The organism is Paraburkholderia phenoliruptrix (assembly GCF_902859825.1).
In the GTDB taxonomy this organism is placed as follows: domain Bacteria; phylum Pseudomonadota; class Gammaproteobacteria; order Burkholderiales; family Burkholderiaceae; genus Paraburkholderia; species Paraburkholderia phenoliruptrix.
In genome coordinates, this window is the sequence record NZ_CADIKB010000011.1 from 19,620 (window position 1) to 32,160 (window position 12,541).

Annotated in this window: 11 protein-coding genes; 10 read left to right on the forward strand and 1 reads right to left on the reverse strand. The window is 65.0% G+C overall.

The window, feature by feature from the left end:
* Nucleotides 1-78 precede the first annotated feature (78 nt).
* From HV711_RS13865 to HV711_RS13900, 8 genes are all read left to right on the forward strand, one after another.
* Nucleotides 79-1,260, forward strand: coding sequence for an acetyl-CoA C-acetyltransferase (locus HV711_RS13865; RefSeq protein WP_028363208.1), 1,182 nt, complete (start codon nt 79-81; stop codon nt 1,258-1,260).
* Between the two features lie 228 nt (nt 1,261-1,488).
* Nucleotides 1,489-2,229, forward strand: a complete 741-nt coding sequence (locus HV711_RS13870) for a 3-ketoacyl-ACP reductase (protein ID WP_013588449.1) — start codon at nt 1,489-1,491, stop codon at nt 2,227-2,229.
* A 127-nt stretch (nt 2,230-2,356) separates the two neighbouring features.
* Nucleotides 2,357-2,959, forward strand: a complete 603-nt coding sequence (phaR, locus tag HV711_RS13875) for a polyhydroxyalkanoate synthesis repressor PhaR (RefSeq protein WP_015002665.1) — start codon at nt 2,357-2,359, stop codon at nt 2,957-2,959.
* Nucleotides 2,960-3,216: 257 nt separating this feature from the next.
* The gene (gene rimO / locus HV711_RS13880) at nt 3,217-4,608 is read left to right on the forward strand and encodes a 30S ribosomal protein S12 methylthiotransferase RimO (RefSeq protein ID WP_028363207.1); all 1,392 of its coding nucleotides are present in this window, start codon (nt 3,217-3,219) and stop codon (nt 4,606-4,608) included.
* A gap of 3 nt (nt 4,609-4,611) precedes the next feature.
* On the forward strand, nt 4,612-5,568 hold the full coding sequence (locus HV711_RS13885; RefSeq protein WP_035477716.1) for a sugar kinase: 957 nt from the start codon (nt 4,612-4,614) through the stop codon (nt 5,566-5,568).
* Nucleotides 5,569-5,640: 72 nt separating this feature from the next.
* Nucleotides 5,641-6,825, forward strand: a complete 1,185-nt coding sequence (gene bktB / locus HV711_RS13890) for a beta-ketothiolase BktB (RefSeq protein WP_035477715.1) — start codon at nt 5,641-5,643, stop codon at nt 6,823-6,825.
* Between the two features lie 55 nt (nt 6,826-6,880).
* Nucleotides 6,881-7,519 carry a hypothetical protein gene (locus HV711_RS13895; RefSeq protein WP_035477714.1) on the forward strand — a complete coding sequence of 213 codons (639 nt, stop codon included), beginning with the start codon at nt 6,881-6,883 and terminating at the stop codon, nt 7,517-7,519.
* A 136-nt stretch (nt 7,520-7,655) separates the two neighbouring features.
* On the forward strand, nt 7,656-8,840 hold the full coding sequence (locus HV711_RS13900) for a cystathionine beta-lyase (RefSeq protein WP_028363204.1): 1,185 nt from the start codon (nt 7,656-7,658) through the stop codon (nt 8,838-8,840).
* A gap of 189 nt (nt 8,841-9,029) precedes the next feature.
* On the opposite strand, the gene serB is transcribed toward HV711_RS13900, so the two are convergent.
* On the reverse strand, nt 9,030-9,872 hold the full coding sequence (gene serB, locus HV711_RS13905; RefSeq protein WP_028363203.1) for a phosphoserine phosphatase SerB: 843 nt from the start codon (nt 9,870-9,872) through the stop codon (nt 9,030-9,032).
* Between the two features lie 176 nt (nt 9,873-10,048).
* Between serB and HV711_RS13910 the strand changes: the two genes are divergently transcribed.
* A complete protein-coding gene (locus HV711_RS13910; protein WP_035477713.1) occupies nt 10,049-11,281 on the forward strand; it encodes a cytochrome P450 in 1,233 nt (410 codons plus the stop codon).
* 161 nt (nt 11,282-11,442) lie between these two features.
* A complete protein-coding gene (gene ku / locus HV711_RS13915) occupies nt 11,443-12,483 on the forward strand; it encodes a non-homologous end joining protein Ku (RefSeq protein WP_035477711.1) in 1,041 nt (346 codons plus the stop codon).
* The last annotated feature ends 58 nt before the right edge of the window (nt 12,484-12,541 follow it).

Consider the following 12,541-nt stretch of genomic DNA (forward strand, 5'->3'; position numbering starts at 1 on the left):
AGGCTATTTCACGAGCAACGAGATTTTTAACTTGACGGGCCACGGTCTGCTGAACCGGTAAGCCCGGAGGATATGGAAATGACTGAAGTTGTGATCGTATCGGCCGCCCGCACGGCAGTGGGCAAATTCGGCGGGTCGCTGGCGAAGATCGCCGCGCCCGAACTCGGCGCGACCGTGGTTCGCGCGGTATTGGAGCGTGCGGGCGTGAAGCCCGAGCAGGTGAGCGAAGTGATCCTCGGTCAGGTGCTGACGGCGGGCTCGGGCCAGAACCCGGCGCGCCAGGCGTTGATCAAGGCGGGTCTGCCCACGGCGGTGCCCGGCATGACCATCAACAAGGTCTGCGGCTCGGGCCTGAAAGCGGTCATGCTGGCGGCCAACGCGATCATCGCGGGCGACGCGGACATCGTGATCGCCGGCGGCCAGGAAAACATGAGCGCGGCGCCGCACGTGCTGCCCGGTTCGCGCGACGGCTTCCGCATGGGCGACGCGAAACTGGTCGACACCATGATCGTCGACGGCCTGTGGGACGTGTACAACCAGTATCACATGGGCGTGACGGCGGAAAACGTCGCGAAGGAATTCGACATCACGCGCGAGGCGCAGGACGCGTTCGCGGCGCTGTCGCAGAACAAGGCGGAAGCCGCGCAGAAGGCGGGCCGTTTCGACGATGAAATCGTGCCGATCGAGATTCCGCAACGCAAGGGCGACCCGCTGCGTTTCGCCACCGACGAATTCGTGCGTCACGGCGTGACGGCCGAGTCGCTGGCGGGCCTGAAGCCGGCGTTCTCGAAGGAAGGCACGGTGACGGCGGCCAATGCGTCGGGTCTGAACGACGGCGCGGCGGCAGTGCTCGTCATGTCCGCGAAGAAGGCGGAAGCGCTCGGCCTCACGCCGCTTGCGCGCATCAAGGCGTACGCGAACGCGGGCGTCGATCCGAAAGTGATGGGCATGGGCCCGGTGCCGGCGTCCAAACGCTGTCTGGAGCGCGCGGGCTGGAGCGTGAACGATCTCGACCTGATGGAAATCAACGAGGCGTTCGCCGCGCAGGCGCTCGCCGTGCACAAGCAGATGGGCTGGGACACGTCGAAGATCAACGTGAACGGCGGCGCCATCGCGATCGGCCATCCGATCGGCGCGTCGGGCTGCCGGATTCTCGTCACGCTGCTGCACGAAATGCAGAAGCGCGACGCGAAGAAGGGCCTGGCTTCGCTGTGCATCGGCGGCGGCATGGGCGTCGCGCTCGCGGTCGAGCGCATTTGACGAAGCGCGGCCGCGGCGCGTTCAGGCGCCTTTGAAGTGGGAAGCGCGGTGAACACGTGGCGGAAAAGCGCGGTGTAGAAGCGTGCCGTTTGCCATAGACGGCGCGCGGTTGAGAGCAGCCTCGCCGGCCGGTCGCCCGGCGGCATGTGAATCAAGCATCAGGCGAGGTAGAGGTAGCCGGCCGGGCGAGCCGGCCGGCGCCTCAAAAACGACAATGGAGTCCAGGTTATGACACAGCGAATTGCGTATGTAACGGGCGGGATGGGCGGCATCGGCACGAGCATTTGCCAACGCCTGCACAAGGAAGGCTACAAGGTCATCGCGGGCTGCGGCCCGAATTCGCCGCGCCGCGTGAAGTGGCTGGACGAGCAGAAGGCGCTCGGCTTCGACTTCGTCGCATCCGAAGGTAACGTCGGCGACTGGGAATCGACCAAGGCCGCGTTCGACAAGGTGAAGGCCGAAGTCGGCGAAATCGACGTGCTGGTGAACAACGCGGGCATCACGCGCGACGTCGTATTCCGCAAGATGACGCACGAAGACTGGACCGCGGTGATCGACACCAACCTGACGAGTCTCTTCAACGTGACGAAGCAGGTGATCGACGGTATGGTTGAGCGCGGCTTTGGCCGCATCATCAATATTTCGTCGGTGAACGGGCAGAAGGGGCAGTTTGGCCAGACCAACTACTCGACGGCAAAGGCCGGCATTCACGGCTTCACGATGTCGCTCGCGCAGGAAGTGGCCACCAAGGGCGTGACGGTCAACACCGTGTCGCCGGGCTACATCGGCACGGACATGGTGAAGGCGATCCGCCCCGACGTGCTGGAAAAAATCGTCGCGACGATTCCGGTGCGCCGCCTCGGCCAGCCGGATGAAATCGGCTCGATCGTGGCGTGGCTCGCGTCGGACGAATCGGGTTTTGCCACGGGTGCGGATTTCTCGCTGAACGGCGGTTTGCATATGGGCTGAGCTGGAGGCGCGCCGCTCACAAGGCAGCGCGTCGGCTCGGATGGTTCCGGCGGCGTCCCGGTTGCGCACAGGCCCGATTGCGCAGCCGGTACGCCGTCCGCGCTCTACTTGCGCTCAAAGGCGTTACATGACCACTACTACAAAGAAGGCAGCCGAACGACTGATCAAGAAGTATCCGAATCGGCGGCTGTACGATACCGAGACAAGCACGTACATCACGTTGACGGACGTGAAACAGCTCGTGCTGGACCAGGAGGATTTCAAGGTTATCGATGCGAAGAGCAACGAGGACCTGACGCGCGCGATCCTGCTGCAGATCATTCTCGAAGAGGAAAGCGGCGGCTTGCCGATGTTCTCGTCGTCGATGCTGTCGCAAATCATCCGTTTCTACGGCCATGCGATGCAGGGCATGATGGGCACGTATCTGGAGAAGAACATCCAGGCTTTCATCGACATTCAGGCCAAGCTCGCCGACCAGTCGAAGAACCTGTATGAAGGCAAGGCGATGAACCCGGAGGTCTGGTCGCAGTTTATGAACATGCAGGCGCCGATGATGCAGGGCATGATGACGAGCTACATCGAGCAGTCGAAAAACATGTTCGTGCAGATGCAGGAGCAGATGCAGAACCAGGCCAAATCCATGTTCGCGACGTTCCCGTTCGGGCCGGGCGGTGCCAATGCCGCGGCGCCCGCGAATCCGCAGCCGAATCCGGAAGCGGAGAAGAAGTAGGATTTCCGGGTTGCATCCTCGCATGCGTGCGGCTGCCCGCGGCGTGGGGCTTTGCGCGCTCGCGGCAGGCAGGGCGCTCGCGCGCTACGCCGGGCCCTCCCGGGGCAAGCTTGGCGGCGCGCGGTACAATAGCGGGTTGCGTGCGCGGCACGCTACATCAGAACCGGCGGCTGTGCTTTTTCAGTCGTCCGTCATCGCCGCGCCCTCTCCAGTACCGCCCTTTGTCGCCACGTCACCGCTATACGCCGGATTCACCTATGTCGCAGACCACTCCCTCCGCCTCGCCGACGGCTTCCAGTCCGAAGGTTGGCTTCGTCAGCCTCGGCTGCCCGAAAGCGCTCGTCGATTCCGAGCAGATCATCACGCAGCTGCGTGCCGAAGGCTACGAGATTTCGGGCACGTATGACGGCGCGGATCTCGTCGTCGTCAACACCTGCGGTTTTATCGACGAGGCGGTGCAGGAAAGTCTCGACGCCATCGGCGAGGCGCTGAACGAAAACGGCAAGGTGATCGTGACTGGCTGCCTCGGCGCGAAGAAGAGCGCGAGCGGCTCCGGCCTCATCGAAGAAGTGCATCCGAAAGTGCTGGCCGTGACCGGCCCGCACGCGGTGGGCGAAGTGATGCAGCACGTGCATACGCATCTGCCCAAGCCGCACGATCCGTTTGTCGATCTCGTGCCGGCGGCGGGCGTGAAGCTCACGCCGCGTCACTACGCGTATCTGAAAATTTCCGAAGGCTGCAACCATCGCTGCACCTTCTGCATCATCCCGTCCATGCGCGGCGATCTCGTTTCGCGGCCGGTCGCGGAAGTGATGCTCGAAGCCGAAAATCTGTTCAAGTCCGGCGTCAAGGAATTGCTCGTCATTTCGCAGGACACGAGCGCCTACGGCGTGGACGTCAAATATCGCACGGGCTTCTGGAACGGCAAGCCGATCAAGACGCGCATGACCGATCTGGTCGGCGCACTCGGCGAACTCGCCGCGCAATACGGCGCGTGGGTGCGTTTGCATTACGTGTATCCGTACCCGAGCGTCGACGAAGTCATTCCGATGATGGCGGCGGGCCCATACAAGGGCCACGTGCTGCCGTATCTGGATGTGCCGTTCCAGCACGCGCATCCTGAAGTGCTGAAGCGCATGAAGCGCCCCGCCAACGCCGAGAAGGTCATGGAGCGTGTCAAGGCGTGGCGCGACATGTGCCCGGACCTGACGATTCGCAGCACGTTTATCGCGGGCTTCCCGGGTGAGACCGAAGAGCAGTTTCAGACGCTCCTCGACTTCATTCGCGAGGCCGAGCTGGATCGCGTCGGCTGCTTCGCCTATTCGCCGGTTGAAGGCGCGAGCGCGAACGAGCTCGACGGCGCATTGCCCGACGAAGTGCGCGAGGAACGTCGCGCGCGCTTCATGGAAGTCGCCGAGGAAGTGTCGGCCAAACGCATCGCGAAAAAGGTCGGCAAGACGCTCAAGGTGCTGGTCGACGAAGTCAATGCGGACGGCGGCGTGGGCCGCACGGCGGCGGATGCGCCGGAGATCGACGGCGTCGTCTATATCGCGCCGGCCGTGAAGGCGTCGAAGCGCTACAAGGTCGGCGACTTCGTGTCGGTGAAGATCACCGGCGCGGACGGTCACGACCTCTGGGGCGAGGTCTGAGCGATGACGGCAAGCATGCCCGGCAGGCCGGCTATCCTCGCGCTCGGCGAGGCGATGATCGAATTCAACCAGTCCGCGAAAGGCGAGCCCCAGTATCTGCAAGGCTTCGGCGGCGACACCTCGAACTTCTGCATCGCGGCGGCGCGGCAGGGCGCGCGCACGGGGTTCGTGTCCGCGGTCGGCGCCGATCATTTCGGGCGGCTGCTGATCGATCTGTGGGAGCGCGAGCAGGTGGATACGTCGCTCGTGCGCGTCGATCCGCATGCGTCGACCGGCGTCTATTTCGTGTCGCACGGTCCGGACGGCCATGCGTTCGACTATCTGCGCGCGGGTTCGGCGGCGAGCCGCTACGCACCGCACGACCTGCCGCTCGAGGCGATCGCCGCGGCCCAGGTCATCCACCTGTCCGGCATCAGTCTCGCGATCAGCCTGAGCGCGTGCGACGCGGCGCTCGAAGCCATCGCGCATGCCCGCGCCAACGGCGTGCGCGTGAGCTTCGACACCAATCTGCGCCTGAAGCTGTGGCCGCTTCACCGGGCGCGCGCGGTGATGCTCGAGGCCATCCGTCAAACGGACATCTGCCTGCCGAGCTGGGACGACGTCACGGAGCTGACCGGTTTGACCGGCCGCGACGAGATCGTCGACTTCCTGCTGTCGCACGGCCCGCGCGTCGTCGCACTGAAGCTCGGCAAGGAAGGCTCGTATATCGCGACGCCCGACGAGCGCCGTGTCGTGCCGGGCCACGTCGTGAATGCCGTGGATGCCACCGGCGCGGGCGACTGCTTCGGCGGCGCCTTTATCGCGCGGCTCGTCGAGGGCGACGATCCGTTCGAAGCGGCGCGTTACGCGAACGTCGCCGCGGCGCTGTCGACGCAAGGCTATGGCGCGGTGGCGCCGATTCCCTCGCGCTCGGCGGTCGAAGCGATTCTGGCGGGCCGAGCGCTGAGCGCTGAGCGCTGAGCGCAGTGCCGTGCCGTGCCGTGCGGTTGCGCCCGAGCAAAACAACCTGAGAGACTGAAAGAGGAGCAAGCGATGCAACGGGACGTAGTGGTGGTAAGCGGTGTGCGTACGGCCATCGGCGGTTTCGGCGGCAGTCTGAAGGATATGGCGCCGAGCGAGCTCGGTGCGCGCGTCGTGCGCGAGGCGCTGGCGCGCGCCGGCGTATCCGGCGACGAAGTCGGCCACGTGGTATTCGGCAACGTTGTGCATACCGAGCCGAAAGACATGTATCTCGCGCGTGTGGCCGCGATCAACGGCGGCGTCGCGCAGCACACGCCCGCGCTCACTGTGAACCGCCTGTGCGGCTCGGGGCTGCAGGCCATCGTTTCGGCCGCACAGAGCGTGCTGCTTGGCGACGCGGACATCGCCATCGGCGGCGGCGCGGAGAACATGAGCCGCGCGCCTTACTCGATGCCGGCTGCGCGCTTCGGCCAGCGCATGGGCGACGCGCGCCTCGTCGACATGATGGTCGGCGCGCTGAACGATCCGTTCCAGTCCATCCATATGGGCGTGACGGCCGAGAATGTCGCGCGCCAGTACGGGATTTCGCGCGCGGCGCAGGACGCGCTCGCGCTCGAATCACATCGGCGCGCGGCGCACGCCATCACGAACGGCTACTTCAAGGAACAGATCCTGCCGATCACGATTGCGTCGAAGAAAGGCGACATGGTGTTCGACACGGACGAGCACACGCGCATGAACGCGTCGGCGGAAGATTTCTCGAAGCTCAAACCCGTGTTCGCGAAGGAAAACGGCACGGTGACGGCCGGCAATGCATCGGGTATCAACGACGCGGCGGCCGCCGTCGTGCTGATGGAGCGCGGCGTGGCCGAGCAGCGCGGCATCAAGCCGCTCGCGCGCCTCGTGTCCTATGCGCATGCGGGCGTCGATCCGGCATACATGGGCATCGGTCCCGTGCCTGCGAGCCGCAAGGCGCTCGAACGCGCCGGACTGACGGTCGCGGATCTCGACGTGATCGAGGCCAACGAGGCGTTCGCCGCGCAAGCGTGCGCGGTCAGCAAGGAACTGGGCTTCGACCCGGCCAAGGTCAACCCGAACGGCTCGGGCATCTCGCTCGGCCATCCGATCGGTGCGACCGGCGCATTGATCACCGTGAAAGCACTGTATGAACTGCAGCGCGTGGGCGGCCGTTATGCGCTCGTCACGATGTGCATCGGCGGCGGGCAGGGCATCGCGGCGATCTTCGAACGGATCTGAACCACGCCGGGCGAGGCGAAGCCCGGCAAGCCGTACCAGCAATGAGGAAGAACGGATGCAGGAATTGAAATCGGTGGAAGGTGCGGCACGCCGCCGTAGATGGGCGGCGGTGAGCGTTGCAGCACTGCTGTCCGCGAGCGCGGCGGCTTTTTTTCCGGGCGCGGCTTGCGCGCAAAGCGACGCGGTGAAAGAACTCGCGGCGCCTCCGCCGATCCAGTTGCCGCTCAAGCCGAGCCCCGAATTTGCCAGGTTTGCGCGCTATAGCGGCACGCTCGGCTCGCGCCAGATCGTGTTGCGCCTTGGCCCGAAGACGGACGATCCGGCGGGCGTCCACGGCGAATACCAGTTCGCGGATACCGGCGAGGTGATTCTGATCGCGGGCGACCGCGACGGCGACACGCTCGAAGTGGAGGAGTCGAACGACGGCACGCACATCACCGGGAACTGGGTCGGTAAGTTTGCCGCCGACGGTTCGCTCGCCGGCGACCGTATGAATGTCGACGATTCCGATCCGCAGCCGTTCGACCTCAAACCGCTCGCGGCGGGCCAGGCGGCGCCGGCCGCGGCAGCGAAGCCCGCGAAGGCGGGTGCTGCGCCGGCCGCGCCCCTGCAGCCGGTCCAGCCCGCATCGGCTCCCGCGGTGCGCGGCGGGCATCCGGTCGGCGGCGTCAGCAATCTGCAAACCGGCGAGTGACCCCCGTCCGCGCGGCAGGCGTGCAGTGCATGCGTGCCTGCGTGCGGCCGGGCGAGAATCCGCCGACTCGTCTACTCTTGCGTGAGCGGCGCGGCGTCGTCCGCTCATTGCATCGTCTTTCCTGATCGAATCCACCATGACCCAATCCAAACTCAAACGGGCTTTGCAAACGCGAATCGTGCACCCGGAGGACAAGCTCACGCCGGGCTTCGAGTCTTTTTCCATGCCGGTCACGCGCGCATCGACAGTCGTCTTTCCGGACCTCGCGACGATGCGCGCACTCGACTGGAAAAACGACGCGCAGTGGCGCTACGGCCTGCATGCCACGCCGACTTCGCTCGCGCTGGCGCAGCGTCTTGCGGCCATCGAGGGCGGCAATCATGCGCTGTTGCAGCCTTCGGGCCTGTCGTCGATCTCCAATGTGTATTTCGGGCTCGTCAAAGCGGGCGACGACGTGCTGATCCCCGATAACGTCTACTCGCCCAATCGCGACCACGGCGACTGGCTCGCGCGCGATTTCGGCGTGACGGCGCGTTACTACGATCCGATGATCGGCGCGGGCATCGCCGATCTGATCCGGCCGAATACCCGGCTCATCTGGCTCGAGGCACCCGGCTCGGTGACGATGGAAGTCTCCGACGTGCCGGCGATCACGGCCGCGGCCCGCGCGCGCAACGTGGTGACCGCCATCGACAACACGTGGTCTGCCGGCCTTGCTTTCCGGCCGTTCGAGCACGGGGTGGACATCTCGGTGCAGGCGCTGACGAAGTATCAGTCGGGCGGCGGCGACGTGCTGATGGGCGCGACGATCACCGTGGACCGCGAACTGCATCTGAAGCTGAAGGCGGCGCGTATGCGCATGGGCATCGGCGTATCGTCGGATGACTGTTCGCTGATTCTGCGCAGCCTGCCGACCATGCAGGTGCGCTTTCAGCAGCACGATCGCTCCGCGCTGGCGCTCGCGCAGTGGCTCAAAACGCGGCCGGAGATCGCGGCAGTGCTGCATCCCGCCATTGCCGACTGTCCGGGCCACGAGTTTTTCAAGCGCGACTTCACGGGCGCGGGGGGACTTTTTTCCGTGGTGTTCGACGCCCGCTACAGCGCCGCGAAAATCGACCGGTTCTGCGAATCGCTCGAGCTCTTTGCGATTGGCTGGAGCTGGGGCGGCGCACATAGCCTCGTCATGCCGTACGACATCGCGTCCATGCGCACCGAAGGCGAGTGGCCGCATCGCGGCACGCTGGTGCGGTTCTATGTCGGTCTCGAGGAAGAGGCGGATCTGCGCGCGGATATCGAGCGCGGTTTCGCGACGCTGGGCTGACGCCGATGTGAACCTGATGGAGTCGTTCGCGCTGCGGCGAAGCATCGTCGCAGCGACAGCAGACCCACTGGAATTCCGGTTTCAGTGGGGCTGTCGTCCTGCTACTCTGTCCTCTGAAATGACCGCTGTTTGCAGCTGCTCCGCAAGGGCGCAGCTATCTCATGCCACCGTCGCATCCCGCCTCGCCGCTCACTCGAACAGGCGCAACAAGCCATCCAGCCCCACGTAGTTGAACGCCACGCTAGCCGCCTCGCGCACCACCGGCTTCGCCCGGAACGCCACTGAAAGTCCGGCTTCCGCCATCATTTTCAAATCGTTCGAGCCGTCGCCCATGGCAATTGCGCGCGAAGGCTCAATATGCAATTGCGTGCAAGCTTCGCGCAGCGTGCGCGCCTTCACATCCGCATTGACGATTTCGCCGAGCACCTTGCCGGTCAACTTGCCGTCGACGATTTCGAGTGTATTGGCACGCGTGAAGTCGAGGCCGAGCCGGGCCTTGAGTTTCTCGGTGAAGAAATTGAATCCGCCCGACACCAGCAGCGTTTTCAGGCCGGCCTGCCGCGCGCCCGCGAGCATCTGCTCGGCGCCCGGCGAGAGTTGCAGGCGCTCCTCGTAGACGCGTTCGAGCGCGCCGGCGTCAAGGCCCTTCAGAAGGGCGACGCGGCGCGTCAGACTTTCGTTGAAGTCCTTGATTTCGCCACGCATCGACGCTTCGGTGATCGCGGCCACCTCCGCCTTGAGGCCGCAAAAATCCGCGATTTCGTCGATACATTCAATGGTGATCAGCGTCGAATCCATGTCCATCGCCACGAGGCCGAAGTCACGCAACTGGCGGCCGCCTTCAATGAACGCGTAGTCCAGCCGGTGCGCGCCGCAATAAACCTCGAGGTCCGGGCGCTGCGCGGCATCGGCGTCGGCAATGCGAATTGCGGTTTCGTCGATGACGGTGGCGTGCGAGCCGCGTGCGAGCGCGACGAGCGTTTTGTGGTGATCGGCGGAAAGAGGCGCGGGGCTTTGGATGACGAGGTTCATGAACGGCGCATTGACGCAGGAATTGACGCAGGGTTGACGCAGAAAAGCGCAAGCGCGCGGCGCGCGCGGAAAATCCCGCTATTGTAACGGCTCGGCGGCAGTGCAATCCGCGCGTGCCCGGTTCATACTGACGAGTCGAACGACGCCCGCCGAGGCGCATAACAGGGAGACAACGCATGCCCACCGCGACCGCCGGCGACCCGACCGCACTCGCGCGAGACTTCGATCTGCGCCGCCTGAGCCCCGACTTTTACGCTGATCCGTATCCGGTCTACCACGCGCTGCGCGCTCACGAGCCGGTCAAGCGCATGCCGGACGGCTCGCTCTTTCTCACGCGCTTTCGCGACGTGCAGGCCGTGTACCGCGACCCGAAAACCTTCAGCTCGGACAAGACCGTCGAATTCCGACCGAAGTACGGCGATTCGCCGCTCTACACGCATCACACCACGAGCCTCGTCTTCAACGATCCTCCGCGCCATACGCGCGTGCGCAAGCTGATCGCCGGCGCGCTGACTGCGCGCGCGATCGCGGCCATGGAGCCGGGACTCGTCCGGCTCGTCGACGGCCTGCTCGACGCCGCGGCCGAACGCGGACGCATCGATCTGATCGGCGACTTCGCGTCGGCGATTCCGGTCGAGATCATCGGCAATCTGCTCGACGTGCCGCACGCCGAGCGCGCACCGCTGCGCGACTGGTCGCTCGCCATTCTCGGCGCGCTCGAGCCGTCACTGACCGACGCGCAGTTCGAGCGCGGCAATCGCGCCGTCAGCGAATTCGTCGATTATCTGCGCGATCTCGTCGCGCGGCGCCGTCGCGCGCCGGGCGATCCGCAACACGATGTGCTGACGCGTCTCATTCAGGGGGAGGCGGGCGGCGAACAATTGTCGGAAGAAGAGCTGCTGCAAAACTGCATCTTCATTCTGAACGCAGGCCATGAAACCACCACGAATCTGATCGGCAACGGGCTCGTCACGCTGACCGAATGGCCGGATCAGCGCGCGGCCTTGCTCGCGGAACCTGCACTGATCGAATCGGCGGTCGAGGAATGCCTGCGCTTCGAGAGTTCGAACCAGCTCGGCAACCGCATGGCGACCGTCGACACGGAGATCGGCGGCCTGCCGGTGGCACGCGGCACGCCGGTTACGTTGTGTATCGGGGCGGCCAACCGCGATCCCGAGCAGTTCCCGGATCCCGATCGCTTCGAGATTCGCCGCGAGCCGAACCGGCACCTTGCCTTCGGCTTCGGCATCCATCAATGCGCGGGGCTTTCGCTCGCGAGGCTCGAGGCGCGCATTGCGATCGACCGTTTCGTCCAGCGCTTTCCGTCATACCGGCTCGACGGCGAACCGACGCGCGGCGGACGCGTGCGTTTCCGCGGTTTCGCCGAAGTGCCGCTGCTGTGTCGATAAGGCGAAGCTGACCATTGCGCCGGACTCCGTAGTTTTTGCCGGCATCATGCAAGACTTACAGCGCGGCGCGCGCCGTCGGCAACCTGCCCGCGCTGCGCGTTGCACGAAATCCGTGGCACGCTTGCTGCTTCCTCAAAAGTCTCAGGCCTTGGGAGCGCACGATGGCACACATGATCTGGAAAGGCGCGATCAGCTTCGGCCTTGTCCACGTACCGGTGCAGTTGTATCCGGCCACGAAGTCGGAAAAGGTCGGCTTCAATCTGCTGGATAAGCGCACGATTGATCCGGTTGGCTACAAGCAGATCAACAAGCGCACGGGCAAGGACGTGACGCGCGATAACATCGTGCGCGGCTTCGAATACGAGAAGGACAAGTACGTCGTCCTCACGGATGAGGAAATCCGCGCGGCCAATCCCGAATCGACGCAGACGGTGGACATCCTCGCCTTTGTCGACGCCCCCGACATCTCCTTTCTCTACCTCGACACGCCTTACTTCCTGACGCCCGACCGCAAGGGCGAGAAGGTGTATGCGCTGTTGCGCGAGGCGATGAAATCGTCAGGCAAGGTCGGCGTGGCCAGTGTTGTGCTGCATAACAAGCAGCACCTTGCCGCGTTGATTCCCGTCGGTCCGGTGCTGGCGCTCAACACGCTGCGCTGGGCGGACGAGGTGCGGGACTTCGACGAATTCAAGCTGCCCGCCGAAGGCGCCAAAGCCGCGGGCGTCAGCGCGCGCGAGCTGGACATGGCGCAAAAGCTGATCGACGACATGAGCGACACGTGGGATCCGTCGAAGTATCACGACACATTCCGCGACGACATCATGGCACTTGTCGAGCGCAAGGTCCGCGAAGGCAAGACGGAGGAAATCGCCGACATCGAGGCGCCGCGCGAATCGCGTCAATCGGCCGATATTCTCGACTTGTCGGAGCTGCTCAAGCGTAGCCTGGGGCGCGGCAAAAGCAAGCCCGCGGCGGGCTCGCGCAAGCGCGCGACAGACGACGAAGCCGCCGATGACAATGCGGACGCCGAAGAAGACAGCAGCGGCTCCACGGCGTCGCGTAAAAAGGCGCGCACTACGCGCTCGACCCGCACGTCGCGCTCGGGCGGCAGCGGCGGCAGCGGGGGCAGTAGTAGCAGCGGCAGCGGCCGCACGGCGTCGAAATCGACCACGGCAGCACGCAAGCGCCGCGCGGCGGCGTGACGAAGCGGCGCACGCAAGGGTGCACCGCGTAGCGCACGGTGCCCACATGCATGCACCG

Excerpts from the sequence above, each read along its gene's own strand:
- HV711_RS13865 (WP_028363208.1), top strand. The coding sequence starts at position 79 with ATGACTGAAGTTGTGATCGTATCGGCCGCCCGCACGGCAGTGGGCAAA.
- HV711_RS13910 (WP_035477713.1), top strand. The coding sequence starts at position 10,049 with ATGCCCACCGCGACCGCCGGCGACCCGACCGCACTCGCGCGAGACTTC.
- rimO (WP_028363207.1), top strand. The coding sequence starts at position 3,217 with ATGTCGCAGACCACTCCCTCCGCCTCGCCGACGGCTTCCAGTCCGAAG.
- serB (WP_028363203.1), bottom strand. The coding sequence starts at position 9,872 with ATGAACCTCGTCATCCAAAGCCCCGCGCCTCTTTCCGCCGATCACCAC.
- HV711_RS13885 (WP_035477716.1), top strand. The coding sequence starts at position 4,612 with ATGACGGCAAGCATGCCCGGCAGGCCGGCTATCCTCGCGCTCGGCGAG.
- phaR (WP_015002665.1), top strand. The coding sequence starts at position 2,357 with ATGACCACTACTACAAAGAAGGCAGCCGAACGACTGATCAAGAAGTAT.
- HV711_RS13895 (WP_035477714.1), top strand. The coding sequence starts at position 6,881 with ATGCAGGAATTGAAATCGGTGGAAGGTGCGGCACGCCGCCGTAGATGG.
- ku (WP_035477711.1), top strand. The coding sequence starts at position 11,443 with ATGGCACACATGATCTGGAAAGGCGCGATCAGCTTCGGCCTTGTCCAC.
- bktB (WP_035477715.1), top strand. The coding sequence starts at position 5,641 with ATGCAACGGGACGTAGTGGTGGTAAGCGGTGTGCGTACGGCCATCGGC.
- HV711_RS13870 (WP_013588449.1), top strand. The coding sequence starts at position 1,489 with ATGACACAGCGAATTGCGTATGTAACGGGCGGGATGGGCGGCATCGGC.
- HV711_RS13900 (WP_028363204.1), top strand. The coding sequence starts at position 7,656 with ATGACCCAATCCAAACTCAAACGGGCTTTGCAAACGCGAATCGTGCAC.